Here is a 25176-nt window from a genome sequence, read left to right as displayed (position 1 = left end):
AGCCAGAGGGAGCGGTGGTCGGGGACGGTGGTGTTGGCGAAGACCTTGCCGTCGGGGCCCGCGGTGTCCCAGGCCATGCCCATCTCGGTCATGTGGACGTCGACGCCGGCGCGGGCCGGCAGGAGGGCGGCGACGGAGCCGCCGTGTCCGGTGCCGACGACGAGGACGCGCACGCGGGAGTCGGCGGGGACGGGGCGGACGTCGAGGCCGGGGACCTGGGCGCGGGCGGGGGCGGGGAGAGTGCCGGCCAGGGCGGCGGCGCCGAGAACGGAACCCGTTCCCGTCAGGAAGCGGCGGCGGCTGACCCCGTGAATTCCCTGGGCGGAAAGGGGCATTCACTCATGCGATCTTCCTCACTCGTGAGCGAAGGGGAACATGTTCTACGACCGACCGCCGAGGAAGTCACGAGAAACCGACGGGTAACTTCAGGCCTGGCGAGCCCTCTCGATCTCCCCGGCGACGTACGCCGCGTGGGCCCGCGCGGCGGGCAGCGCGTCCGCCCAGGAGCCGTACTCCCCCGCCAGGTACTGGGCCCGGGCCGCCGCGAGCACCGGCCGGTGCGCTTCCGGGAGCTCCGGCAGCAGCGCGGCGGCGGCCGCGTCCTTCGACCGGATCCGGCCGGTGCGGAGGGTGGTGAGGATCCGGGCCAGGGTGAGCAGGACGTTGCGGGTGTCGCCGTCCAGATCGGCGAGGAGCCCGGGCACGCCCGCGACGATCGCCGCCCGCAGGTCGGCATCGGGAACCGGGTCGAACAGCTCGGACGGGCGCGGCCCGAGCAGGGAGACGTCACCGGTGCGGGCCATGGTGATCAGCGGGGCCAGATCGGGGCAGGGCGAGGGGGCGGGGGTGACCCCGGCCTCGAAGTCGTCGCGCAGCCACTCGCCGTAGAGGTACTCGCAGACCGGCGGGTACCGCCAGGGACGGACCTCGGCGTGGACGACCAGGCTCAGCTCGACGGGCCGGGCGGGGCCCTCGTACGCCCGCGCGCCGGAGACGGCGAGCAGCGCGTCGGTGAGGGCGCGGCGCTCGGCCGCGGTGGTCGGCCGGCTCAGCACCGCGAGGACGTCGACGTCGCTGGTGGGCCGCAGCCCGCCGAGGACGGCGGAACCGTGCACGCAGGCGGCCGGGACGGCCCGGTCGCCGAGGACCTCGCGGACGACGCGGACGACGTGCCGGGCCTGCGCGGTGGCGTCCGCGCTCGCGGTCGCTCCGGCTTCGGGCACGGGGGCTCCTGGCGGCGGTCGGGGACGGGGAGTCCGTCACCGTACCGAAGGAACCGGGGGCGTACCGGGGTGTTTCGGCTCGCGCCGGAGACAACCGGGGCGCAGGGGGTGCTTCCGCTCGCGCGGGAAGGAACCGGGGTCGTACTGGGGGGCTTCTCGCTCGCGCGGGAAGGAACTGGGGCCGTGCAGGGGATGCCTCCCGCTCCCGCGGGGAGGAACCGGGGCCGTACGGGAAGTGTTTCCGGCTCGCGGGCGGAGGAGGGGGCGACGCCCGCGAGCCGGTGCCGGGGCCGCTCGCCGGAGGGTGCCGGGCCGTCAGGCCCGGGTCGGGACCGGGGTGGGGGCGGCCTCGCGGGAGGCACCGGTGGCGAGGGCGGGAGCGGGGCGGACCGGGCCTTCGAGGAGGCGGCGCAGGAGGGCGGTGCGGCGGGCCGGGTCGTCGCCGTCGGTCTCCGCGAGGAGCACGGAGAGGACGGCGATGCGGGCCTGGGCGGCCCGCAGGGTGCCGGCCAGCAGGCCGCCGTTGGCGACGAGGTCGACGGCGCCGCCGCCGGTGTAGATCTCGGCGAGCGGGCCGGCCGGGACGCGGGTGGTGACGGCGACGAGGACGCCCCGCGCGGTGGCCTCGGCGACGGCCTCGGCGATCTCCGGGGTGGCGTTGCCGGCACCGGTGGCGACGAGGACGATGCCGCGGGCCCCGGCGGCGAGGGCCGCGTCGAAGTGGAGCCGGTCGCCGTCGGTGTGGTGGAGGACGACGTCCACGCGGGGCAGCGCGCCCCGGCCCGCGGCCGGGTCGGCGGTGCGGGCGGCGGCCGGCAGCGGAAGGACGGCCGGACGGTCCGGGAGGCGCTCGATGTCGACGCGGGAGAATCCGACCCGGCCCAGGCGCTCGGCCGACGGGTCCGAGAAGGCGTCCGCGGCGAGGGTCTGCGTCTTCACCGTGCCGCGGGCGGCGTGCACGCGGCCGTCGAAGACGACGAGGACGCCGAGGTCGCGGACGGTCGCGGCGACCTGGAGGGCGTCGTACAGATTGCCGGGGCCGTCGCCGTCGCCGGTGCCGAAGGGGCGCTGGGCGCCGGTGAGGACGACCGGGCGGGCGTCGTCGTGGTGGAGGTCCAGGAGGAAGGCGGTCTCCTCCAGGGTGTCGGTGCCGTGGGTGACGACGATGCCGTCGACGCCCGGGTCAGCCAGGGTCTCGTGGACCGTGCGGAGCAGCACGAGCTGGTGGGCGGCGGTGAGGAGCGAGCTGTTGACGTTGAAGAGGTCGCGGACCTCGACCGTCACGCCCTCGGGCAGCGGGGCGGTGGCGAGGACGTCGTCGCCGGAGGCGTCGGCCGCGTAGCCGGTCCCCTGCCAGCGGCTCGCGATGGTGCCGCCGGTGCTGATGACGACGATCCGCCGCGGGCTTCCGTCGTTCGTCCGCTGCATGTCCGCCGCCTCTCCGTGCCTGGTGTGCCGCGGCCCCGCCCGGTTCCGGGGCCATCTCGGCAACGGTAGGCCAGAAGGAGGAGCAGGCGATTGCCAATCCCGGCGCAGAAATGTTTCACCGTGGCAGATAATCGCGCCATGGACCGAATCGATCTCCACATCTTGCGCGAGCTCCAGCAGGACGGCCGGCTGAGCAACCAGGAGCTGGCCCAGCGGGTCGGCCTGAGCCCCTCCCCCTGTCTGCGCCGGGTGCGCCAGCTGGAGCAGGACGGAGTGATCCGGGGGTACCGGGCGGTCATCGACCCGGAGGCGGTGGGCCGGGGCTTCGAGGTGCTGGTCTCCGTCGAGGTGAGGCGCGACCGGGAGACGGTGGAGGCCTTCGAGGAGGCGCTCCAGTCGATCCCGGACGTCATCGAGGCGTACCGGCTCTTCGGCAGCCCGGGGTGCCTGCTGCGGATCGCGGTGGCGGACCTCTCGGCGTACGAGCGGCTCTGGATCGAACAGCTGACGGCGCTGGCCGGGGTCACCGAGGTGAACTCCCAGATCATCATGAAGCGGATCAAGGAGCCGAAGGGGATGCCGGTGGACCTCCGGGGCGCCTGAGGCCGAAGTGGCGCGACTCGCCCGCCCGCGGCCGCCGCGTATGCGAGAACGTCACCGAATGGCTCTTTGTCCGTAACACGACAACCCCCTCTCCCGTGCGACCCTCCCCGGTGACACGAAGTCAACACGCGTAGAACGCCGTCCCCTCGAGCCGGGCGCACGGCGGTCGTCCGCGTGCCCGTCCCCGGGAAAGGGCCCCCATGTCGGTTGCACGGATACGCAGGTGGAAGGTCTGGGCGGCGCTGTCGGCCGCCGTCGCCGGACTCACGCTCCCCGTGGTGACGGCGACCCCCGCGGCCGCCACCACGACCGCGTACGACACCACGTACTACAAGAACGCCGTCGGCAAGACCGGCACCAGCCTCAAGTCGGCGCTGCACACCATCATCAGCAGCCAGAACAAGATCTCGTACGACGCGGTCTGGAACGCCCTGAAGGTCACCGACCAGGACCCGAACAACACCAACAACGTCGTCCTGCTGTACAGCGGCGCCTCGCGCAGCAAGGCGCTCAACGGCGGCGACGTCGGCGACTGGAACCGCGAGCACGTCTGGGCCCAGTCCCACGGCAGCTTCGGGACCTCGGCCGGCCCCGGCACGGACCTGCACCACCTGCGCGCCTGTGACGTCCAGGTCAACAGCATCCGCGGCAATAAGGACTGGGACCTCGGCGGCAGCGCCGTCAGCGGCGCCACCGGCAGCTACACGGACTCCAACTCCTTCGAGCCTCGCAACGCCGACAAGGGCGACGTGGCCCGGATGATCCTCTACATGGCCGTCCGCTACGAGGGCGACGACGCCTGGCCCGACCTGGAGCCCAACGAGTCGACCGCCAACGGCAGCGTCCCCTGGCACGGCCGCCTCTCGGTCCTCAAGCAGTGGAACGAGCAGGACCCGCCGAGCGCCTTCGAGGAGCGCCGCAACGACATCATCTTCAACTCCTACCAGGGCAACCGGAACCCGTTCATCGACCACCCGGAGTGGGTCGAGGCGATCTGGTAGCCCGTCAGGGCCGCACGTCCGGCTCCCCGTCCGGCTCCCCGCCCGGTTCCGGACCGACGGGGAGCCGGACCCCGGTTTTGGATTGTCGGAGGATCATCAATACGATCCGCCGATGATCACGAGAAAACGGCTGGCGACCGGGGTCTGCGCACTGCTCGTCGCCCTGACCGCCGCGCTGCTCCCCGCGAGCGCCTCCGCCGACGGACCGGCGGCGAAGGAATCCCCCAAGGTCGAACTGGTCCTCGACGTCAGCGGCTCCATGCGGGCCAAGGACATCGACGGCAAGTCCCGGATGAGCGCCGCCAAACAGGCCTTCAACGAGGTCCTGGACGCGGTGCCGGAGGAGGTCAGGCTCGGCATCCGCACGCTCGGCGCCGACTACCCCGGAAACGACCGCAAGCGCGGCTGCAAGGACACCCGCCAGCTGTACCCCGTCGGACCGCTCGACCGGACCGAGGCGAAGGCCGCCGTCGCCACCCTCGCCCCCACCGGCTGGACCCCGATCGGTCCGGCCCTGCTCGGCGCGGCCGACGACCTCGGCGAGGACGGGGCGACCAAGCGGATCGTCCTCATCACCGACGGCGAGGACACCTGCGCCCCGCTCGACCCCTGCCAGGTGGCCCGCGAGATCGCCGCCAAGGGCATCCACCTCGTGATCGACACCCTGGGCCTGGTCCCCGACGCCAAGACCCGGCAGCAGCTCACCTGCATCGCCGAGGCCACCGGAGGCACGTACACCTCCGTCCACCGCACCGACGAACTCTCCCGGCGGGTCCGCCAGCTGGTGGACCGCGCCGCCGACCCGGTGGTGACCCCCGTCGCCACCGAGGGCGCCGGGCGCTGCGCGGACGCCCCGCGGCTCACGCCGGGCCTCTACACGGACCGGGAGGCCTTCGGCGAGCACCGCTGGTACAAGGTCGACCTGCTGCCCGGCCAGGAGCTGCGCGCCTCCGTCAGCGTCTCCGCCGACCGGGCCGTCAACGACGACTACGGGGTGCTGCTGCGCGCCGTCACCCGCCACGGACGGGAGATCGTGCGTGGCTCGGAGGCCGGCGACGGCCGCACCGACGTCATCTCGACCGGACTGCGCTACCCGAAGCCGGAGGCGCAGGACGCGGACGGCGACGACAAGCCGGCCGCCGAGACCGTCTGCCTCCAGGTCAGCAACTCCTTCTCCGCGCCCCCGGCGGTGAAGACCACGCCCGGCATGCCGATCGAGCTCACCGTCGACGTCGTGGACGGCCCGGCGAGCGCCTCGGACGTCGCCTCCTTCGGCCTCGGCCGCGGCTGGTGGCTCCTCGGCGCGCTGGTGCTCGCCGGCTTCCTCGCCGGTCTGATCTGGGGCTGGCTGTCCCGCTGGCGCGTCGCCGTCTGGAGGACCCACTGATGCGTACCGTACGGATGCTCGCGGCGGCCGCGCTGGCCGGCGCCGCCCTCCTCGGCCCCGCCGCGCCGGGCGCCCTCGCCGACGCGCCCACCCCATCGGCCACGGCCGGCGAGGACGCCGGCCCCACCGAGGCCGGCACCACCTTCCGGACCGCCGCCGCCTTCCGCCCCGGCCAGGAGGCCACCGCGCAGGCGGCGACGGGCGACTACCTGTACTGGGTGTTCCCGGCCGACACCGGCGAGCGGCCCACCGTGAAGGCGACGGTGACGCTGCCGGAGAGCGCCCTGCGGCACGGCCCGGCCACCTGGCGGGTCGACGTGTACGACGGCCTGCGCCGCCGTCAGCCGTGCATGTACGGAGCCCAGTCGCGCACCGCCGCGAAGGAGGCGGCGTCACTGGAGCTCGCCTGCGTGCTGCGGCCGGTGCGGGCCTCCGCCGACGCCTGGGCGAACGACCCGCTGCCGGGCAGCTACTACGTGCGGCTGACCGTCACCGGGCTGCCGGAGGAGGACCTGGGCCAGTCGTTCTCGGCCCGGGTCGGCGTCGACGTCTCCGACAAGGGCGGCGCGTACGCCACCGACGGGGCGCTCGCCGCGCCGCTGGTGCCGGGTGCCACCACGGCCGAACCGGCGGAGCAGGCCGAGGAGGAGGACCGCCGGACCGCCGTGGAGGCGGCCGCGCCCGAGGACGGCTGGTCCTCCGGCCGGTGGTCCGACCGCTGGCTCTGGACCGCGGCCGGCGGTGTCCTCGCCGCGCTCGCGGGCATCGGCGGCCACGCCCTGACCAGGGGTGCGGGCCGTCCGCCGCGGGTGCCGCCCGCCACCTGAGCCGCCCCCTTCCGAAGGCCCCCGTCGCGCACGCGGCGGGGGCCTTCGCGCGTCCGGGCCGGAACCGGGTTTACAGTTCGTGACACGAACTATATGGTTCGTAGCACGAACTACCTGGGCGGGTGCGCCGCCCGGGGGCTTCTTCCGGAGGGGAACACGGACATGAACGCGATCGTCACCGTCATCGGCGGGGGTTACGGCGGCTCGACCCTCGTCAAGGCGCTGGAAGCGGACGCCGAGGCGGGCGTCGAGGTGGTCCTCGTCGACCCGAAGGACGCCTTCGTGCACGCCGCCGGCGCGCTGCGGGCCCTCGTCCGGCCCGAGTGGGCACCGAACGTCTTCTTCCCGTACGACCGGCTCCTCTCCCGGGGCCGGGTGGTCCGCGACCGGGCCGTCTCGGTCGACGCCCGCGGCGTCACCCTCGCCTCCGGGGAACGCGTCGACGCCGACTACGTGGTGGTCGCCACCGGCTCCGCCTACCCGTACCCGGCGAAGTTCGCCACCGACTCCTCCGCCGAGGCCCTGGCCCTGCTCCGCGCCACCCACGAGGAACTGGCCGGTGCCGGCCACGTACTGATCAGCGGTGCCGGCCCGGTCGGCCTGGAGCTGGCCGGCGAGGTCCGGGCCGTCTGGCCCGACAAGCGGATCACCCTCGTCGACCCGGGCGAGGCGCTCCTCCCCGGCTTCGACCCCGAGCTCCGCGAGGACCTCGCCCGCCAGCTGGAGGAGCTGAAGGTGGAGGTGCGGCTCGGCGTCACGCTCACCGAGGAGCCGCCGGCCGGTCCCGGCCGCGCGGGGACCTTCACGGTGGGCACCTCGGACGGCGGCGCGCTCACCGCCGACATCTGGTTCCGGGCCCACGGCGGCAGCGTGAACGGCGGCTTCCTCGCGGACGAGCCGGCCGGCGCGCTCACCCCGCGGGGGCAGCTGCGCGTCGACGAGCGCCTGCGGGTCGAGGGCCAGGAGCGGGTCTACGCGATCGGGGACGTCACGGCCCTGGAGGAGGCCAAGATGGCCGGGTACGCGATGCGGCACGCGGAGGTCGTCGCGGCCGACATCCTGGCCCGGGTGCGGGGCGAGGAGCCGGGGGTCACGTACGCGCCCTCCCCCGTCCCCTCCGTGCTGCTGCCGCTCGGGCCGCTCGGCGGGGTCGGACAGTTCCCGTCCCCGGACGGGCCGCTGGTCCTGCCGGCCGCCACGGTCTGCGAGTACAAGGGCGGCGACCTCTTCACCGGCCGGTTCGCCGAACTGTTCGGCACGGGTGCCGGCACCGGCGGGGCGTAGCCCCGGAGGAGGCGCGTAGCTCCGGAGGAGGCGGGCTCAGCGCCGGTCGGCGAAGACCTCCGGGACCTCGTTGTCCACGACGACCCGGCCGAGGAGCTCGGCCAGCCGCTCCCGCTCGGGGCCGTCGAGCCCCGAGGGCAGCAGGTCGATGCGGCGGCAGGCCTCCGTGTAGAAGGCGTCGGCGAGACGGGCGCCCTCCTCGGTGAGGACGACCCGCACGGCCCGGCCGTCGTCCGGGTCGGCCTCGCGGCCGACGAAGCCCAGCCTGGAGGTGCGGTCGACCAGGCCGGTGAGGCTGGACTTGGCGAGTCCGAGCTTGGCGCCCAGCTCGCCCATCCCGGTCGGCCCCGGCATCAGGACGCAGAGCAGCTGGCCCTGCTGGGGCGTCAGCCCGTACGCGTGCGCGGCCTCCGCGTACGCGGTGTTCACCAGGAACGCGGAGCGCACCAGCGCGCCGACCACTCCGATCCGCTCACCCTCGTCCTTCGCCATGCCGACAGAGTACCTACCCTTCGCGGCACGAACTATCTTCCGGGAGCCCGTCAGGGCATGCGGCGGGCCCCTTCGAGGACCGCCTGCCGGATGCGGTGGTAGGTGCCGCAGCGGCAGATGTTGCGCAGCTCGTCGAGGTCGGCCTCGGTGACCTCGCGGCCCGCCTCCCGGGCCCGGCGGACCGCGTCGACGGCCGCCATGATCTGGCCGGGCTGGCAGTAGCCGCACTGGGCGACGTCGAGGTCCAGCCAGGCCTCCTGCATCGGGTGGAGGTCGGCGCCGACGGTGTCGGGCAGCCCCTCGATGGTGGTGACCTCGTCGTCGGCCGCGAGCTCGCCGACGGGCACGGCGCAGGGCGTGAACGCCTTGCCGTTCAGATGGCTCGTACAGGCCCGGCAGACGCCGACCCCGCAGCCGTACTTGGGCCCGGTGACGCCGAGGACGTCCCTGAGGACCCACAGGAGCCGGACGTCGGACTCGACCTCGGCGGTGACGGCCTTGCCGTTGAGGATGAAGGTGTGCTGGGGCACGGGGAGCTCCGGGAGGGGTCAGAGGACGCGGTCGCGGCCGTCGGTCGGGGAGGCCGGGACCGGCGGGACGGCCGGTGCGGGCGTGAAGGCGAGCGGGGCGGTGTGGTTGACGGGGAAGACCGTCGGCATGGTGCCGGTCGCCCGGCCGTACGCGCCGGCGACGGCCGCCATCGCCGCGGCGACGGCCAGCTCGCCCGCCCCGCCGGGCTTGTCGCCCGTCGGCGGCATGACGACGATCTCCAGCTCCGGCGGGGTGTTCCACTGCCGCGTGTAGTAGTAGTTGTCCCAGCTGGACTCCAGGAAGGCGCCGTCCTCCAGGTGCAGCCCGGAGGTGAGCGCGAGGGCGATGCCGTCGGAGATGCCGCCCATCATCTGGGCTTCCAGGCCGCGCGGGTTGACGGCGAGGCCGACGTCGACCGCGCAGACCACCTTGGTGACCCGCGGGCCGGTGTACGCGTTCGGGACGGTGCGCCCGGTGGTCGCGGGCCGGCAGTCGATCTCGGCGAGCACGGCGACGTACGCGTGGTACTCGGGGTGCACGGCGATGCCCTGCGCCGTGCCGGGCTCCATCGGCCGTCCCCAGCGGCCCCGTCGCGCGACCTCGTCGAGGACGGCCCGGGCCCGGGCCTCCTTCATCAGGCGGCGCCGCAGCCCGTAGGCGTCCTCGCCCAGGCGGCGGGCCAGCTCGTCGATGACGAGCTCCTGGGCGGTGCGCACGTTCGGCGAGTAGATGTTCCGCATCGAGCCGGTGTTGTAGCCCTTGTCGGTCTCGGCGAGGAGCTGGGTGGTGACGCCCAGGTGGTAGGGGCTGATCTGGGTGAGCTGGAACATCGTCTCGGAGAAGGTGAGGTCGGCGACCGGCAGCCGGGCCGCCTCCGCCGTCAGCACCTCGCCGATGCCGTGCCCGAAGTCCGTGGCGACGGAGGTGTGCCGCTGCTCGTACGTGAGCACCTCGCCGAGCGAGTAGGTGGCGCGGACCCGGGAGGTCGACATGGGGTGGGTACGCCCCTGCCGGAAGTCGTCGGTGCGGTGCCACATCAGCTTCACCGGCTTGCCGAGCTTCTCCGAGATCTCGGCGGCCTCGTGGGCGGCGTCGTGGAACAGCTTGCGGCCGAAGGAGCCACCGCCCTCGGTGACGTGCACCTTCACGGCGGAGACGGGCAGACCGAGGCGGAGCGCGATCTGCTCCTGGGCGATGATCGGCGCCTTCAACGAGCCCCAGATCTCGGCGGAGTCCGGACGGACGTCGGCGATCGCGCAGTTGGTCTCCAGGGCGCCGTTGCTGGCGAAGTGGAAGGTGAAGCGGGCGTCGACGGCCTTGGTGAGAAGCGGCAACGGCGGTACGACGAGAGGGAGTTCCGCGCGGCGCAGCTCGGCGAGGACGGTGGCGTCGGTGGCGCCCTCGGCGGTGCCGGGGCCCCAGTCGACGTCGAGGGCGCGGATCGCGTCGACGCACTGGCCGAAGGTGCGGGCGCGGACGGCGACGCCGGTGGAGACGGTGACGACGTCGGTGACGCCCGGCATGGCCCGTACGGCGTCGAGGTTGGCGACGGAGCGGACGGTGCCGTTGATGGTGGGCGGGCGGCAGACCATGGTCGGCAGGGCGCCGTCGACCTGGAGGTCCATCGCGAACTTCTTGCGGCCGGTGACGGCGTCGAGCGCGTCGAGCCGGCGGCGGGACGTGCCGATGACCCGGAAGTCCTCGCGGTCCTTGAGGGTGACGGTGACGGCGGAGTCCGCCACGGCGGCGGCCCTGGCGGCGAGTTCGCCGTAGCCGAGGACGGCGCCCGCCGGGGAGAGGACCGTGCCCGCCTTGGTGGTGAGGGTGGAGACGGCCTCGCCGAGGACGAGGGAGGCGGCGTGCAGCAGCCGGCCGCGCGCGACGGCGGCGGCGACCCGGATCGGGGTGTAGGTGGAGACGGTGGTGTTGGAACCGCCGGTCAGTTGGTTGAAGAGCAGCTCGGGGCGGGCGTCGGCGAGCGTGACCCTCACCTTCTCCAGGGGGATGTCCAGCTCCTCCGCGATGAGCATGGCGGAGGAGGTGGTGACGCCCTGCCCGACCTCGGCGCGCGGCAGGGCGAAGTGGACGGTGCCGTCCGGGTCGAGGCGGAGGGTGATGAGGTGGCTGGTCGGCAGCGCGGCCACGGTCAGCAGGTCGTTGAGGTCGAGGATCTCGGCCGGCCCGGGCAGGGAGGGGACGACGGCCTCGGCGGTGGCGGGGGCGAGGGCCTCGACGCCTGCCTGGGCGGCGACGGTGAGCGTCGGCGCGGCGAGCACGTAGCCGAGGAAGCGGCGCCGGCCGATGCCGGCCGGGTCGCCGCCGTCCCGTGCCGAAACGGCGGGCGGGGGGCTCTGCTCGTTCGCGCGCGCGGGATGCCGCCTGGCCATGAGGGATGCCTTTCGACGCTGCCGTACCCGCCCGAGGGTCCGGTCCTCCTCGGGTGCGGGCGCGATCATCGCGCATCCCGGGGCGACGCGGGGCCACTTCGGTGCGGATTCCGCGAAGATCCCCGCTGGTCAGAGACGTTTTCAGTCAGGTCCGCCGGATTTCGCCCCGGGCTCCGGAGCGGATCGTGCGGCTCCTGGGTGCGGTGGGCCCGGTCGGGTCGGCGCGGCTGGTGCGGGAACCGGACGCGGCCGACGCTTCGCCCCGGGGCTTCGTCCTGGCGCGCAGGCCGCGCAGGGCCCGAACGCGGCGGGCGTTCATCCGGTCCCCGCAGGAGCGCAGCTGGTGCCGGGAGACGCGGGCCCGCTGGCCGCCGCCGGCGATGAGGGCGTTCACCGAGACCATCGGGTCGCCGCCGACCGAGCGGGCGAGCAGCGCGCCCACCACGACCGGGCCGAGCGCGACCACCAGGGCGGTGCCGGTGGCCGAGGCGCGGCGGAGGGGGCGGGGGCGGCGCGGGGTGCGGAGGCTCATGGACCCATTGCAGCCGCCGGGGGCGCCGGGCGGATCCGCCGGTGTACTCAGCGGACGGCGGCAACCGTACTCAGGGAAGCGCACCGGCAGGGGCCGTCAGCCGCCGCGGCGGGCACGGACGAACGTCCGGGCGCCGAGGGCCGTCGCGGCGAGGCAGCCGCTGATCCGCAGTGGTTTCCGCGCCCTGCTCGATCTGGACGACGGCATCGAGGTGGTGGCCGCGTACGGGTCCGGTCCCGTCGCCCCGGGCGGGTGGCGGCGTCCGGGGCCGGGTGGGGCGGGCGGGCCGGGAGCCGTAGCGTACGGGGCAGATGTCCGTACGCAGCTGAGGAGTACCCCATGGCCGACTACCGCGTCGAGACCGAACGCACCGGATACCGCCGGTGGACCGCCCGCAACGACCGGGGCGCGGAGGTGCTGATGGCCGCCGCCGACGACGAGGGGGCGCAGCCCTCCTTCACGCCGGTGGAGCTGCTGCTGGCGGCGATGGCGGGCTGCGGGGGCCTGGTGACCGACCGGACGGCGCGGGCCGTCGAGCACGACGGGCTGCGGATCGTGGTGGAGTCGGTGTCGGCGCCGGAGGACGAGGGGCGGATCGGGCGGATCCGGGTGAGCTACGAGATGGAGCTGCCGGAGTCGAACCCGAAGGCGGCGGAGGTGTTCGCGCGCGGGGTGCGGCTCACGCACGAGAAGTTCTGCACGGTGAGCCGCACGGTCGAGCACGGGGCGCGGGTGGAGGCGATCCTGCCGGACGGCACGGTCGGGTTCGAGGGCTGACGGGACCCGCTCCCGCTCCCCGGCGGTCGTCCCGGTCGGCGCGGCCGGAGTGCGCGGACACGGGCGAGCGGGTCGCCGGCGACGCGGCTCTCGGTGTCCCGGAGCCTCGTGGCGCGGCCGCCGGGGGTGTGGCGGGGCCGGTCGGCACCCCGGGTCCTGGTCCTTGGCGAAGGCGGCCCGGGCGCGGTGGACGGCGTCGGCGAGGGCCTGCGGCCGCGCCGTCGGAGCGGCAGTCGTCGCGAGCCCCGCACGCCGTGGGCGCGGTGTTCGGTGCGGGTGCGGAGCCGGCGGCGCGCGCCCATCATGGAGGCATGACCGTCCGGGACGACTTCCTGACGTGGGTCAGGACCGACCTCCAGGCCGCCGAGCGGGCGCTGCACGACGGGGACCCGGCACCGCGCCGGGCGCTCTGGTCGCGCCGCGAACCGGTGAGCGTGCTGGGGGCCTGGTACAACGCCGTCGGGCAGGAGGACGTGGACACGCTGTTCACGGCGCTCGCCCGGCGTTTCTCCGACTGCGTCGACTACCGCGTCGAGGTGCTCAGCCACGACGTCGTCGGCGACATGGCCTACACCGCGTGCTTCGAGCACATCTCGGCGTCGGTGGACGGCGAGGCCCGCGTCTACACGCTGCGCGCCACCCAGACGTACCGCCGCGAGGACGGCGAGTGGCGGGTGGTCCACCGGCACGGCGATCTCGTCCAGGCCTGACCCGCGACCGTAGGATCCCCTGCGGACGAGGAGGGCGGCGGATCGTGCAGTGGAGCGTCGGCGGCGTCGTGGCCGGACTGATCGTGGGCGGCGGAGGGCTCGGGCTGATGGTGGCCGGGGTGGTGTGGAAGGGGCGCGCCACCCGCCCGTTCGCCGCCCGGCGGGCGCGGGTGATGGCCCACCGGGCGTACGTACGGGACCTGACGCGCGCCGCGGACCGGGCGATCGCCGCCGCCCGCCGGGCCGCCGGCGAGGGCGAGCCGGCGATCGTCACCGTCGAGGCCGTCGAACGGCTGGTGCGCGAGCGGTACGGGCACGCGCACGTGGAGCGGCGGCACGCGGCGGCGGCCCTCCGCCGCGGCTTCCGCGAGCACGGTTGCGCGGCGGACTGCGTGACGGACGCCTACGGCTGAGGCGTGCCGTCCGGGACCGGGGTGCCCTGGTGGTAGTAGAGGCGGAGGGTGCCGGCGGTGTCGCGGCGCCAGAGGGAGGAGCGGCGGGCGCGGCGGCCGTCGATGACGGTCTCGTAGGTGAGGTGGACGAGACCGGGGGCGAGGACCGTCCCGGCGAACGCCTCGGCGACGATGGGCGGTCCTTCCTCGCCGCCGTGGAGGCCGGGCAGGGCGGCGAGCATCTCCTCGTACGTCCAGCGCCGCCCGGAGGCGCCGACCTCGGTGAACTCGGGATCGAACAGGTCCTCGACGAGCGTCCGGGAGAGCCGGACGGCGGGGTCGTGGAGGCGGAGCTCGCCGCGGATCGCCTCGGCGACGTCCGGGTGCTGACGTTCCGTCATGGCCGTGTCACTCCCCCGTCGCGCCGTCGATGCGCTCGCGGAGCAGGTCCGCGTGGCCGTTGTGCCGGGCGTATTCCTCGATCATGTGGGCGAGGACGTAGCGGACCGAGTACGTCTCCTCCCCCAGCCGTCCGGTGGCGTCGAGGGAGTCCGCCGCCTCGACGATCGCGCGGGAGCGGGCGCACTCGGCGCGCCAGACGGCGAAGTCCGCCTCGGCGTCGGCGTGTTCGACGTCGAAGTCGGCCCACCGGGTCGAGCCCGGCGGGGTCCAGGGGCTGCGGCTCTCCTCCCCCGCGAGGACGTTCCGGAACCAGCCGCGCTCGACCTCCGCGGCGTGCCGGACCAGACCGTGGAGGGAGAGCCCGGAGGGCGGCACGGCGCGCTCCTTGAGCTGCTCGGGGGTGAGCCCCGCGCACTTGAGCGCGAGGGTGTCCCGCTGGAACTGGAGCATGGCCGTGAGCGTGGCGCGCTCGTCGGCGCCGGCGGTCGGAACGGGGGTGCGGCGGTCGTTCTGGATCATGGCGGCATTCTGCCCGGCCGGGGACGTCGGGTCGCGGGGATATCAGCGGGTGGACGGTGCCGCACCGGCACCCTCGCGCCGGACGGCCTCCTCGCCCTCGGTGTCCGGGCGGGCAGGACGCGGTCCGACCCCCGCGGACCGTGCGTCCACGGCCCCGCCGCGCCCGGAGGGGCACGTCCCCGGGCCGGCCGTGCCGCGTCGCTCCCCGTCGGTTCGTCGTCGCTCCGTCCATGGTGCCCCCGCCGGGCGGCGACGGCATCCCGTCTCGGGCGCGCGCCGGGCGACGGTCGCGGATAGTGGAGGGATGAAGCGCTATCCGCTCATCGCCGAGCACGGCCTGGTGGGGGATCTGCAGACCGCCGCGCTCATCTCGGACGAGGGCGTCGTGGACTGGTTCGCGGCGCCCCGGTTCGACTCCCCGGGGGTGTTCTCGGCGCTCCTGGACCACGACCGGGGCGGTTACTTCCGGCTCTCGGTGGACGGGCCGGGCGTGACGGTCAAGCAGCTCTATTATCCGGACACGGCGATCCTGGTGACCCGGTTCATGTCCCCCGACGGGGTGGGCGAGTTGATGGACTGGATGCCGCCGGACCGGACCGGGAGGCCGACGGACCGGCACACCCTGATGCGGGCGATGCGGTGCACCCGGGGCAGCATCGCGTTCACCCTGGAGTGCCGGCCCCGGTTCGGCTTCGGGCGGACCCCGCACGACGTCCGGATCGACGGACGCACGGCGGCCTTCCGCTCCGCGGCGATGGCGGGATTCCTCCGGACGAACGTGCCGCTGGAGCGGGACGGGCCGTACGACGTGCGGGGGCGACTGGAGCTGTCCGAGGGGCAGCTGGCGGGGGCGTCCTTCACCGTGGACGGCCCCGAGGCCGCGCCGCCGCCGCTGCCGGACCTCCGGGAGGCGGAGGCCGCGCTGTGGGGCGCGGTGGACTTCTGGCAGCGGTGGGTGCGCACCGCGCGGTACCGGGGACGCTGGCCCGACATGGTGCACCGCTCGGCGATCACCCTGAAGCTGCTGACGTACCTGCCGTCGGGGGCGCCGATCGCGGCGCCGACGCTGGGGCTGCCGGAGCAGGTGGGCGGCGAGCGGAACTGGGACTACCGCTACACCTGGGTGCGGGACGGCTCGCTGGCCGTGCGGGCCCTGCTCGACCTGGGCTTCGCGGAGGAGGCGGCGGCGTTCACGGAGTGGCTGACGGCGCGGGTCGCCGAGCGGTCGGCGGGCCCGGCGGGCGGGCGGCCGCTGCAGATCATGTACCGGGTGGACGGGGACCCGTCGCTGCCCGAGGAGGTGCTGCCGGAGTTCGAGGGGTACCGGGGTTCGGCCCCGGTGCGGGTGGGGAACGCGGCGGCGGACCAGCTCCAGCTCGACGTCTTCGGCGAGGCGATGTACGCGCTGGCGCAGGGCGGCGGGCAGGACATCCTGCCGACGTACGAGGGGTGGCGGGCGGTGTCGGGGATGCTCGACTGGCTCGCCGACGCCTGGGACGCGCCCGACGAGGGCATCTGGGAGACGCGCGGCGGGCGCCGGGACTTCACCTTCAGCCGGGTGATGTCCTGGGTGGCCTTCGACCGGGGGCTGCGGCTGGCGGAGGAGTTCGGCCGGCCGGCGGCCCTGGACACCTGGCGGGCGGCGCGGGACGAGATCTTCGCGCAGGTGATGCGGCGCGGGTGGAGCGAGCGGCGCCGGGCGCTGACGCAGTACTTCGGCGGGGACGTGCTGGACGCCTCGCTGCTGCTGGTCCCCCGGACCGGGCTGCTCAATCCGACGGACCCGCGGTGGCTGAGCACCCTGGACGCGATCGAGCGCGGCCTCGTCCGGGACAACCTGGTCCACCGCTACGACCCGGGCACCGCGCCGGACGGACTGCGGGGCGCCGAGGGCACGTTCAGCCTCTGCACCTTCCTGTACGTGGACGCGCTGGCGCGGGCCGGGCGGGTGCGGCAGGCGCGGTTCGCCTTCGAGAAGATGCTCACGTACGCCAACCATGTCGGCCTGTTCGCCGAGGAGATCGGGCCGAGCGGCGAGCAACTGGGCAACTTCCCGCAGGCGTTCACCCACCTGTCGCTGATCATGGCGGCCACGACCCTGGACGAGGCCCTGGACGCCCTCGCCGCCCGGCAGGACTGAGGGCGCCTGCCCGAAGGCGGCGGCGACGGCTTCGGGGATCGGGTCCGGGGCCGGACGGCCGGCTGCGGGAACGGCGGGGACGGCCGCCGTCGCGGCCGTCCCCGCCGTTCCGTGCCCCGCCCGTGGGGAGGGTCCACGAGGAGGGGCACCGACAGGGCGGAGGAGGTGTCAGGAGGCCTTGGCGTAGTCGGCGAAGCCGTTCCAGTCCAGCGCCACGCAGGGTTCGTCACCGACGACCCAGGCGTCGTGCCCGGGAGTGACCTGCATGAAGTCGCCGGGGCCGAACTCGTCCTCCTCGCCGTCGTCCATGACGACGTGGATCCGTCCGCTGACCACGTAGCCGACGTGCGCCGCCTGGCAGCTGTCCGTGCCGGCGATCGGTTTCACGTGCTCGGACCACCGCCAGCCGGGCTCGAACACGGCCCGTCCGACGGAGCCGCTCTCCGTGCTGAGCAGATCGAGCCTGCCCTTGTCGCCCTCGAAGGGACGGGTCTCGTCCGCCTGGTCGAAACTTCTTCGCGTGATGCCGGTCATCGTCTCCGCCTCCCGGCGGTGAGCGGGTTCCCCGAGTCCTCTCCCAGCCTACGCCGCACCGGGCGGACGCTCCCGCCTCCACTTCACATAAGGAACATATAAGAGCACAATGGGACTGCGGCATTCGTGCCGCGAGCGCGGTCCGACACGCAGCACGCCAAGCAAGGAGGCGAGTCACATGGCCGATGTCTCTCACCGTCACGGTGACATCGCGGGACACCCCGACGCGACGGAGATGCGCGCACGCTACGCACAGATCATGCAGACCAGGGGGGTGGCGGCCGTCGAGGAACTCGTCATCCTCGCCGGCGTCTGGATCGCGATCTCCGCCTACACGGTCCACTTCGCGGCCGCCAGGCCGGAGCTGGCCATCACCAACCTGGTCGTCGGCATCGCGCTCGCGGTCCTCGGCCTGTGCGCTTCGATGGCACCCGAGCGTTCCCAGGACCTCAACTTCGTGGTCCTGCTGCTCGGCGCCTGGACGATCGTCGCGCCGTGGATCGTCACCCGGGGCCCCGACACCGGCATGATCCTGAGCAACGTCATCGCGGGCGCGTGCGTCTGTCTGTTCGCCCTCGCCGCGGGCGGAATGCTGATGAGCAAGCGCCGGACGTGAGGCACCCCCTTCCCGTCCCCACGGCGGCGCTCCCCCGGGAGCGCCGCCGTACGCGTGTCCGCGCCGCTCCGCCCAGTGACGAAGCGGCGCGTTTCCGTACCGGGCCTTGTGCAGGATGGCGCAGGCCCCGCCGCACCGCCCCCGCCTAGCCTCGCCGCAACGAGCAACGAGGGGCGGAACCACCGGTGAACTGGCACATCCACGACTACCGCGAGAACGATCTCGCCGCCGTCGTCCACCTGATCGACACCACGGCCGAGCTGGGACAGGAGTCCGTCTTCTCGCTCGCCGAGTGCATCGGCGCGCTCACCTCCCGGCAGCCGGCCGTCGTCGCCGTCCACCAGGGCATGCCCATCGGCGCGGCGCTCGCCTGCGTCTCCGGGGAGCGCGCCTGGGTGATGCGGGTGGCGATCGCCTCGGGCTGGCGCGGCCGGGGCCTGGCCAGCGCCCTCCTGGTGGAGCTGGAGCGGAAGCTGGTCGCCGCCCGGGTGGGGAGGATCGCGTACGTGCTCCCCGAGGAGGAACTGCTCGGCGAGGGACTCCTCAACGCCGGGTACACGCGCCGGCCGGCGGTCGCGTACTTCGAGAAGACCGAGCCGCTGCACGGGCCCGCCGCCGGGCTGCTCGACGACCTCGGCGGCCGGCTCCTGCCGGGCGACCTGTGGGCGAAGGTGGCCGGCATGGAGCGGGAGAAGGACCTCATCGAGCGGCGGGTGGTGCTGCCGCTCGCCGAGCCGGAGCGGGCGGCCCGACACGGAGTCCGGCCGCCCCGGGCGATCTGCCTCTTCGGGCCGCCGGGCACCGGCAAGACGACCTTCGCCCGCGCGGTGGCCTCGCGGCTCGGCTGGCCGTTCGTGGAGATCCTGCCGTCGCGGCTCGCCGACGGCGGCAACCTCGCGGCGGCGCTGCGCACCGCCTTCGCGCGGATCGCGGAGCTCGACCGGGTCCTCGTCTTCATCGACGAGGTCGAGGAGATCGCCCCGGTCCGCTCCGAGCCGGCGCAGCCGGGCGGGCTGCACGGGGTCACCAACGAACTGCTCAAGCTGATCCCGGGCTTCCGGGAGGGCGACGAGCGGCTCCTGGTGTGCGCGACCAACTCGGTCCGCTCCCTCGACCCCGCCTTCCTGCGGCCCGGCCGCTTCGACTACCTGATCCCGATCGGTACGCCGGACAAGGCGGCCCGGGCGGCGATCTGGTCCCGCTACACGGACGGCCGCCCGGAGGTGGACATCGACGGACTGGTCCTCGCCAGCGACCTGTTCACCCCGGCGGACATCGAGCACGCGGCCCGGGTGGCGGCGCAGGCCTCCTTCGAGCGGGACCTCGTCGCCCCCGGCGGCCGGGGCCCGGACGTCGCGGCGCCGGGCGCGCGCACGACCGACTACCTGGCGGCGATCGCCGCCGCCCGCCCGACGGTGACGCCGGAGCTCGTCGAACGGTTCGCGGAGGACATCACGAGCCACGCCCGCACGTGACGGCGACCGCGGCCGTCGCCCGGACCTCCGCGCGCGGCGTCACCGGTCGGCGAGCGCCGCGTCCAGCTCCGCCCGGTCGGGCGGCCGGGCGCCGGCCCGGGAGACGGTGACGGCCGCCGCGGCGCCCGCCCGGGCCAGCAGCCCGGCGAGGTCGCCGGGGCCGAGCGCGGCGAGCGCGGCCCGGTCGCGGCCGGCGAGGGCGTCGAGGACGGCCGCCATGAAGGAGTCGCCCGCGCCGACCGTGTCGACGACGGCGACGGGCGGCGCCTCGGCGGCCACGGAGTGCTCCCGGGTCACGGCCAGCGCCCCGTCCCCTCCCCGCGTGACGAGGACGACGGAGGGCCCGAGCGCCAGCCAGCGCGCGGCCACCGCCGCCGGCGGCTCGCCCGGATGGAGCCAGGCCAGGTCCTCGTCACTCGCCTTCACCACGTCGGCGAGGGCGACGCACCGCTCGACCCGGGCCACGGCCGCCCCGTGCTCCCCCATCAGGGCGGGCCGCACGTTCGGGTCGTAGCTGACGGTGGCGGTGGCCCGGAGCCGTTCCGTCAGGGCGAGCACGGTGGCGGCCCCGGGGTCGGTGACGGCCGCGATCGAGCCCAGGTGCACGTGCCGCACCGGCTCCGGAGTCGCCGGCGGCTCCTCGGCGCTCAGGGTCCAGGCGATGTCGAAGGCGTACGTCGCCTGCCCGCCCCCGTCGAGCGAGACGACGGCCGACGGGGTGCGGGCGGGGGCGCCCCCGACGGCGAGGCGCACCCCCGCGCGGGTGAGGTGCCCGGCGATGAGGCGCCCGGAGGGGTCGTCGGCGAGCTGGGTGAGCAGGGTGGTGGCACGGCCGAGCCGGGCGAGGCCGTAGGCGACGTTGGCGGGACTGCCGCCGGGGTGGACGACGTCGGCGGCGCCGGGGCCACGGACGATGTCGGCGACGCACTCGCCGATCACCAGGAAGGACATCGGGATTCACGGCTCCTTGGCGTGGGGTGTCCTGGCGGCCCGCACGGACACGTACGCGGGGCCGGGGCGTGGTTCGGGGTCGGAGGGCGGGGTCGAAGAGCGGGGTCGGAGGGCGGGTCGGTCAGGTCGATGATGCCGCGCCCGTGGAGGAAGCCCCGGACCGCCCCGGATCCGGGTGTCCCCGCACGCGCGGCGGCACCCGACCGGTGTCGATATCTTGGGATCTTGGGCGCGACGCGAGGGAAGGCGGATGCCCGTGGAACCGGTCGGTACGGACGAGGGCCTGGAGGTCCTCGCCTTCGAGGACTGCGGCGAGCTGGAGGAGTGGCTGGCCGCGCACCACGGCGACACCGCGGGCATCTGGCTGCTGCTGGGCCGCAGGGGCGGCGGTCTGCCCTCGCCGACGGCCGACGAGATCCTCGACGCGACGCTGGCGTACGGCTGGATCACCGGCAAGCGCAAGGCCCGGGACGCGCGCTCGTACCTCCAGAAGATCACCCCGCGCCGGCCCCGCAGCCTGTGGTCCCAGGTCAACGTCCGCCAGGTCGAACACCTGCTCGCCGCAGGTCGGATGCGCGAGCCGGGCCTGGCGGAGGTGCGGGCGGCGCGGGCGGACGGCCGGTGGGAGGCGGCGTACCCCTCCCAGAAGGACGCGACGGTCCCCGACGACCTGGCGACGGCCCTCGCGGCCCGCCCGGAGGCGGCCCGCGCCTTCGAGGCGCTGGGGAAGACGGACCGCTACCTGATCGTCCTCGGCCTGTGGCAGGCCAGGACGGCGAAGACCCGCGCCGCCCGCCTGGACCGGGCGGTGACCCGGCTGGCGGAGGGCGGCGGCCCCTGAGGGGATCCTCCGGCCGCGCCGCTCAGGCGCGGCGGCGGTAGAGGACCTGGTGGGCGTCCCACTCCACGAAGGATCCGGCGTGTCCCAGGCCGACGGCCTCCAGGAGGCGACGCGAGCGGTGGTTCTCCTCCTGGGTGACGGCGACGACGCTCGGCGCGGTCTCCAGGACCCGGGCGACGACCGCGGCCACCGCCTCGCGGGCGTAGCCGCTCCCCCAGTGCTCGGGCAGGAACTGGTACGACACCTCGGTCTCGCCGCCGCGCCCGGCCGCCTCCACGGTGACGAGCCCGAGCAGCACGCCGTCCCCGGCCCGCACGACGGCGTGGCAGCCGGGCGCGCCGACGATCCGCCGCTGCCGGATCCGCACGACGGAGTCGATGACCGGCCCGCCGAGATGGCGACGCACCTCCGGATCGGTCCAGAGCCGGGTCACCGCGGGGACGTCCGCGCTCCGCACGGGCCGCAGCTCCAGCCGCTCGGTGCGGAGCGCGGCGGCCGGGCGCCGGGCCGGTGAGACGGTCATGCCTCCGATCATCGCAGCCCCGACGACAGCACCGCCGCACCGGCTCCGGGGCGCCGCTCCGGACGCTCGGCCCGGTCCCCCGCGGTTGCACGCGGTCGCCGGCCCCGGAATGATCACCAGGATCCGCGGGGGCGGGTCCCGGCGCGGTGAGCGTGGCGAGAAGCCGCTCGGCGACGTTCGCGTCGCCGAGCAGGTCGTCGTGGCCCCTGTCGGCCACCTGCACGGTGCGCGCGCCCGACAGGGCGGTGCTGCTCGCGGGGATGATCCGGCCGTCGCCGGCGGACCAGAGCGTGGTGGGGCGAGCCGGCCGGCGAGCACCTCGTTCGTCGACTGCGACCAGTCGTAGCTCCACGCGAAGATCCGGTCGGCGGGCGTCCCGGCGACGGTCAGGCGCTCCGCCGGCGACCCCCACACGCCGGGCCGGCATTGCGGCCGTGGACGAACACCACCGGCCGCGGCACGCCCGCCGAGACGTCCCGGGGCTCGGCCTGCGCGGTGGCGGGGAGGGCGACCGCACCGGCGGGGAGTGCTCCGGCGAGGAACGGGACGGCGGTGCGGCGCATGGAGGACCTCCGACGGGGGCGGCGGAACAGGCCTGCCCTCTGCCTGACGTGACGCCACCTCACTCCCACCCCTGCGCATGAAAGGATTTACCGCCGGTGATCTCCAGCGTGTCCCGTACGCCCCCGCGCGGTCGGACCACCGCCCTCCCCCTCTTCGAGGACGGTGAGGAAGAACCCTCCCCCGGCGGCGTTCAGACCTTCAGGAGAGCCCGTACGGCGTCCCAGTCGGCGTCCATCGGCGCGACCGCCGTCCGCCCCGTGGCCACGTCCTTGTACCCGCTGGAGGTGACCACGCAGACGACGGGCCCCTCCTCGTCCGCCGGATCCGGTCCGTGCCCGCGCAGGCCGGCGAGGCCGGCGGCCGCCGACACCTCGCACCAGATGCCCTGCGCGGCCAACTCCTCTCGCGCGGAGACGAGCTGGGGGTCGGTCACCGTGCTTGCGGCGCCGCCGGTGCGCCGGATCGCGAGGACCCCCCGGTAGCTGTTCACCTCGCAGTCGATGGCGTACGCGGCGGTCGGCCCGACGGGCACGCGGGCGGCCGGGCGGCCGGACCGCAGCGCCTCGGTGAGGGCGCCCGCCGCGGCCGGCTCGACGCCGTACACCCGGGGCACGGCGTCCGTCACCCCCAGCCGGGCCAGCTCCTGGAATCCCTTCGCCACACCGAACAGCAACTCGCCGTACCCCGTGGGCACATGGACGGCGGCGGGAGCCCTGCCGAGCGCGAGCGCGATCTCGTACGCGATGGTCTTGTACCCCTCCGGGCCGAACGAGTGCCCGGTGTGCGCGGAGTCCGTGACGCTGCTGACCGACTGGAAGCCCAGCTCGTCGACGATCCGCCGCATCAGGGGCCGTACGGAGGCGTACGGGACGGTCAGCACGGTCGCGCCGTAGGCCCTCAGGTGGGAGGCGACGGCGGGCGGCGCGTCCGGCGAGGTGAACACGGCGCACGGCAGTCCCGCGCGGGCCGCGTACGCGGCGGCGGCCGCACCGTGGTTGCCCGACGAGGACACGACGACGCCCCGCGCGCCGGAGGCCACCGCGGCGCTGACCGCCACCCGGTTCAGCCGGTCCTTGTGGCTCCACGTGGGGTTGCGCGACTCGTCCTTCACCCACACGCCGTCGGCGAGCTCCACCAGCGGCGTGTTCCCCTCCCCCAGTCCCGGCGCGGCCAGCGGCGGCGACAGCGGCGCCCACCGTTCGAGCCCGTGCGCGGCGGGCCGGGCGAAGAGGTCCGCCGGGACGGCGTCGTAGTCGTACTCCACCTCCAGCGGGTACGCGACCTCGTCGGTCGACGTCACCGGGCACCCGGCGGTCAGCGGCGGCCACAGCGGATGGCGCACGGACGGATCGGCGAGCGACCGCTGGAAACGGGCGAGAGACGTCACGAGGAACCTTCCTGCGGGGTCGAGCAGCCGCGTCAGGACGCCGGAAGGGGCGGCGGGGTCGGCGACGGCCCCCCGGAGCCAGGCGTCCGGGAGAGAGGCGGCGGATGGCATCCCGACATCCTGTCAGGCCGCCGCGAGGCGTCGGCAGTCCGGCCCCGGCGCCCACGCGTCGGGACATGACGAGGCGCAATGGGGGACGGCGGGGGACGAGTGGGACGGAAAACCATCCGACGGGCCGCGGGCACGGTGACGTTCCTGGACCTTCTCCGGAGCCCGGGCAGGCTGCTCGACAGGGCCACGGGAAGGGGCGGCGCCCGTGCCGAGGCCGACGTGGCGGCGCTGCGCGCGGGCGAGGGGCGCGAGATGTCCGCGTTCGTGCGCGACGGGCGACGCCTCCGGCCGGGGTCGCTGGTCCTCGACCCCGGCGCGCGGTCACCGGTGGTGTGGCGGCCGTACCGGTTCCCCGGCCGGCGTGGCCGGGCCGTCGCGCTGACCGGCCCGCTCCGCGTCCGCGGGGAGGGGCCGGCCGACGGCCCGGGAAGCCCGGCGGTCGACCGGCGCGCCTTCCGGCTGCTCACCGTCGAAGCGGCCGACCGCTCCTGGGAACTGGCCGTTCCCGCCGTCGACGTCCCGCTGGTCCGCGCGGCGCTGCGACTCCCCCGGACCGGTGCGTAGGCCCGTCAGCGGGCGTGCATACGACGGCGGAGCGCCTCCAGGGCGCCGGGGCGGCGGCCGGGTACACGGCGGCGGAGCGCCAAGAGGGTGGGGCCGAGGGCCCGGGCCCGGGCCGGCTCGGTGATCTGCTCCCACTGGTGGTGCGCCCGGTCCACCGCGCCCTCGACGTCCCGGTCGTCCGGCTGCTGGCGCAGCCCGAGCCGCGCCTCGGCGACGGCGAGCCACAGCTCGCAGCTACGGGCCGGCTCGCCCGCCAGCCGGGCGAGGTCCGCGCGGACCTCCATCCAGTGCACCGCCTCGGCCGACCGGGGCCCGAACCGCCGCAGCGCGTCCCGCTCCCACGCGGCCGCCATCTCCGCGGCCTCGGCGTGCCGCCCTGCCATCGCGGCGGACAGGATCGCGGGATGCGGATCGTGCGGGGCCGGCCCCGCCGTCGCGGCCTGCCCGTACCCGGCGCGCCGCGGATCCACGGCCCCGGCTGCCCCGGCTGCCCCGGCGGGCACGGCGGGCACGGCGGGAGGAGTCGAAGGCATCGGCGGGATACCCGGCCCCGGCACGCTCCCCGCCTGCCCCTTCCCGCCGGACGGCAGCGACTTCATGGTCCCCGGAGCCTCTTCGGCCTCGGCGGCGACCGGCGGAACGGGCGAGGGAACCTCCGCCGCGCCCGCCTCGGGCCCGGCACCCGCCGCAGGCGCGGGCGGCACGGCCTCGCGCGCGATCCCGGGAGCGGATCCACTCCGCTCCGGCGCGACCGGATCCGCCGAGGCGGGCCCGCCGTCGGCGTCGTCCCGAACCGGGGACACGGAGGCGACCTCCCCCTCCCCCTCCGCCTCGGGCCCGGCCCCGGAGTCCGCCTCCCCGTCCGCCGGCTCCGGCGCGGGCTCGACCACAGGTGCCGGCTCGACGTCCACGGGTTCGTCAGGTTCGTCCCGGACAGGGGTGGCCGCCGCCGGCACGGCCCCGGCCCCGACCTCG

The 25176-nt window shown here is 75.2% G+C and carries 27 protein-coding genes; 13 read left to right on the top strand and 14 right to left on the bottom strand.

Translation table 11 applies throughout. The annotated features are described in order from the left end of the window. Nucleotides 1-425: 425 nt before the first annotated feature. Together IE245_RS09640 and IE245_RS09635 are read right to left on the bottom strand one after the other, a co-directional pair. Entirely contained in the window at nt 426-1223 is a 798-nt protein-coding gene (locus IE245_RS09640) for an aminoglycoside adenylyltransferase family protein (protein WP_189946342.1), read from the bottom strand. A 315-nt stretch (nt 1224-1538) separates the two neighbouring features. Next, nucleotides 1539-2651 carry an asparaginase gene (locus tag IE245_RS09635; protein ID WP_189946341.1) on the bottom strand — a complete coding sequence of 371 codons (1113 nt, stop codon included), beginning with the start codon at nt 2649-2651 and terminating at the stop codon, nt 1539-1541. 138 nt (nt 2652-2789) lie between these two features. On the opposite strand from IE245_RS09635, the gene IE245_RS09630 reads away from it, so the two are divergent. The 5 genes from IE245_RS09630 (at nt 2790) to IE245_RS09610 (ending at nt 7753) form a co-directional block, all read left to right on the top strand. Then, nucleotides 2790-3254 (top strand): Lrp/AsnC family transcriptional regulator, encoded by a 465-nt coding sequence (locus tag IE245_RS09630; protein ID WP_189946340.1) that lies wholly within the window; start codon nt 2790-2792, stop codon nt 3252-3254. A gap of 200 nt (nt 3255-3454) precedes the next feature. Further along, nucleotides 3455-4255: an endonuclease I family protein gene (locus IE245_RS09625; RefSeq protein WP_189946339.1), complete on the top strand. Its 801-nt coding sequence runs from the start codon at nt 3455-3457 to the stop codon at nt 4253-4255. Between the two features lie 112 nt (nt 4256-4367). Then, nucleotides 4368-5642, top strand: coding sequence for a VWA domain-containing protein (locus IE245_RS09620; RefSeq protein WP_189946338.1), 1275 nt, complete (start codon nt 4368-4370; stop codon nt 5640-5642). After that, nucleotides 5642-6469, top strand: a complete 828-nt coding sequence (locus IE245_RS09615) for a hypothetical protein (protein WP_189946337.1) — start codon at nt 5642-5644, stop codon at nt 6467-6469. The genes IE245_RS09620 and IE245_RS09615 overlap by 1 nt, the downstream gene beginning before the upstream one ends. Nucleotides 6470-6631: 162 nt before the next feature. Then, entirely contained in the window at nt 6632-7753 is a 1122-nt protein-coding gene (locus IE245_RS09610) for an NAD(P)/FAD-dependent oxidoreductase (protein ID WP_189946336.1), read from the top strand. 36 nt (nt 7754-7789) lie between these two features. Here the strand turns inward: IE245_RS09610 and IE245_RS09605 are convergent, their stop codons facing one another. The 4 genes from IE245_RS09605 to IE245_RS36825 form a co-directional block, all read right to left on the bottom strand. Then, nucleotides 7790-8245, bottom strand: coding sequence for a MarR family winged helix-turn-helix transcriptional regulator (locus tag IE245_RS09605; RefSeq protein ID WP_189946335.1), 456 nt, complete (start codon nt 8243-8245; stop codon nt 7790-7792). Between the two features lie 50 nt (nt 8246-8295). Then, nucleotides 8296-8775 carry a (2Fe-2S)-binding protein gene (locus tag IE245_RS09600; RefSeq protein WP_189946334.1) on the bottom strand — a complete coding sequence of 160 codons (480 nt, stop codon included), beginning with the start codon at nt 8773-8775 and terminating at the stop codon, nt 8296-8298. 18 nt (nt 8776-8793) lie between these two features. Beyond that, complete coding sequence (locus IE245_RS09595) at nt 8794-11163, bottom strand: molybdopterin cofactor-binding domain-containing protein (RefSeq protein WP_189946333.1); 2370 nt, start codon at nt 11161-11163, stop codon at nt 8794-8796. Nucleotides 11164-11308: 145 nt separating this feature from the next. Then, on the bottom strand, nt 11309-11695 hold the full coding sequence (locus IE245_RS36825) for a cyclin family protein (protein ID WP_229851176.1): 387 nt from the start codon (nt 11693-11695) through the stop codon (nt 11309-11311). 339 nt (nt 11696-12034) lie between these two features. On the opposite strand from IE245_RS36825, the gene IE245_RS09585 reads away from it, so the two are divergent. The 3 genes from IE245_RS09585 (at nt 12035) to IE245_RS09575 (ending at nt 13595) form a co-directional block, all read left to right on the top strand. After that, on the top strand, nt 12035-12472 hold the full coding sequence (locus IE245_RS09585; RefSeq protein ID WP_189946332.1) for an OsmC family protein: 438 nt from the start codon (nt 12035-12037) through the stop codon (nt 12470-12472). 311 nt (nt 12473-12783) lie between these two features. Further along, the gene (locus IE245_RS09580) at nt 12784-13182 is read left to right on the top strand and encodes a nuclear transport factor 2 family protein (RefSeq protein WP_189946331.1); all 399 of its coding nucleotides are present in this window, start codon (nt 12784-12786) and stop codon (nt 13180-13182) included. 44 nt (nt 13183-13226) lie between these two features. Beyond that, nucleotides 13227-13595 (top strand): hypothetical protein, encoded by a 369-nt coding sequence (locus IE245_RS09575; protein ID WP_229851175.1) that lies wholly within the window; start codon nt 13227-13229, stop codon nt 13593-13595. Here IE245_RS09575 and IE245_RS09570 read toward each other — a convergent pair. Together IE245_RS09570 and IE245_RS09565 are read right to left on the bottom strand one after the other, a co-directional pair. Further along, complete coding sequence (locus tag IE245_RS09570; protein WP_189946330.1) at nt 13586-13975, bottom strand: nuclear transport factor 2 family protein; 390 nt, start codon at nt 13973-13975, stop codon at nt 13586-13588. The two genes, IE245_RS09575 and IE245_RS09570, sit on opposite strands and share 10 nt — an antisense overlap. A gap of 7 nt (nt 13976-13982) precedes the next feature. Further along, on the bottom strand, nt 13983-14495 hold the full coding sequence (locus tag IE245_RS09565; protein WP_189946329.1) for a DinB family protein: 513 nt from the start codon (nt 14493-14495) through the stop codon (nt 13983-13985). A 304-nt stretch (nt 14496-14799) separates the two neighbouring features. Here IE245_RS09565 and IE245_RS09560 point away from each other — a divergent pair, with 304 nt between their 5' ends. Continuing rightward, complete coding sequence (locus IE245_RS09560) at nt 14800-16635, top strand: glycoside hydrolase family 15 protein (protein ID WP_189946328.1); 1836 nt, start codon at nt 14800-14802, stop codon at nt 16633-16635. 168 nt (nt 16636-16803) lie between these two features. Here the strand turns inward: IE245_RS09560 and IE245_RS09555 are convergent, their stop codons facing one another. Then, the gene (locus IE245_RS09555) at nt 16804-17169 is read right to left on the bottom strand and encodes a cupin domain-containing protein (protein WP_189946327.1); all 366 of its coding nucleotides are present in this window, start codon (nt 17167-17169) and stop codon (nt 16804-16806) included. A gap of 178 nt (nt 17170-17347) precedes the next feature. Between IE245_RS09555 and IE245_RS09550 the strand changes: the two genes are divergently transcribed. Together IE245_RS09550 and IE245_RS09545 are read left to right on the top strand one after the other, a co-directional pair. Then, nucleotides 17348-17785: an SPW repeat protein gene (locus IE245_RS09550; protein WP_189946326.1), complete on the top strand. Its 438-nt coding sequence runs from the start codon at nt 17348-17350 to the stop codon at nt 17783-17785. Nucleotides 17786-17970: 185 nt separating this feature from the next. Then, on the top strand, nt 17971-19260 hold the full coding sequence (locus IE245_RS09545; protein WP_189946325.1) for an ATP-binding protein: 1290 nt from the start codon (nt 17971-17973) through the stop codon (nt 19258-19260). Between the two features lie 39 nt (nt 19261-19299). Here the strand turns inward: IE245_RS09545 and IE245_RS09540 are convergent, their stop codons facing one another. Next, entirely contained in the window at nt 19300-20211 is a 912-nt protein-coding gene (locus IE245_RS09540; protein WP_189946324.1) for a carbohydrate kinase family protein, read from the bottom strand. A gap of 250 nt (nt 20212-20461) precedes the next feature. On the opposite strand from IE245_RS09540, the gene IE245_RS09535 reads away from it, so the two are divergent. Continuing rightward, the gene (locus IE245_RS09535) at nt 20462-21052 is read left to right on the top strand and encodes a YdeI/OmpD-associated family protein (RefSeq protein WP_189946323.1); all 591 of its coding nucleotides are present in this window, start codon (nt 20462-20464) and stop codon (nt 21050-21052) included. A 22-nt stretch (nt 21053-21074) separates the two neighbouring features. Here IE245_RS09535 and IE245_RS09530 read toward each other — a convergent pair whose 3' ends face one another. From IE245_RS09530 to IE245_RS09520, 3 genes are all read right to left on the bottom strand, one after another. Next, nucleotides 21075-21575, bottom strand: a complete 501-nt coding sequence (locus tag IE245_RS09530; RefSeq protein WP_229851174.1) for a GNAT family N-acetyltransferase — start codon at nt 21573-21575, stop codon at nt 21075-21077. Between the two features lie 386 nt (nt 21576-21961). Beyond that, entirely contained in the window at nt 21962-22138 is a 177-nt protein-coding gene (locus IE245_RS09525; RefSeq protein WP_189946321.1) for a hypothetical protein, read from the bottom strand. A 191-nt stretch (nt 22139-22329) separates the two neighbouring features. Beyond that, entirely contained in the window at nt 22330-23637 is a 1308-nt protein-coding gene (locus tag IE245_RS09520) for a threonine synthase (RefSeq protein ID WP_189946320.1), read from the bottom strand. Between the two features lie 252 nt (nt 23638-23889). On the opposite strand from IE245_RS09520, the gene IE245_RS09515 reads away from it, so the two are divergent. After that, the gene (locus IE245_RS09515; RefSeq protein ID WP_189946319.1) at nt 23890-24201 is read left to right on the top strand and encodes a hypothetical protein; all 312 of its coding nucleotides are present in this window, start codon (nt 23890-23892) and stop codon (nt 24199-24201) included. A gap of 5 nt (nt 24202-24206) precedes the next feature. Here IE245_RS09515 and IE245_RS36820 read toward each other — a convergent pair. Next, nucleotides 24207-25176: hypothetical protein (locus IE245_RS36820; protein WP_229851173.1), on the bottom strand; the 970-nt coding region annotated here is incomplete at its 5' end.

This window comes from Streptomyces roseolus, from assembly GCF_014649855.1.
GTDB classification, from domain to species: Bacteria; Actinomycetota; Actinomycetes; order Streptomycetales; family Streptomycetaceae; genus Streptomyces; species Streptomyces roseolus.
Note: the sequence above shows the minus strand (reverse complement) of the source record. Positions and strands in the feature narration are given on the sequence as shown.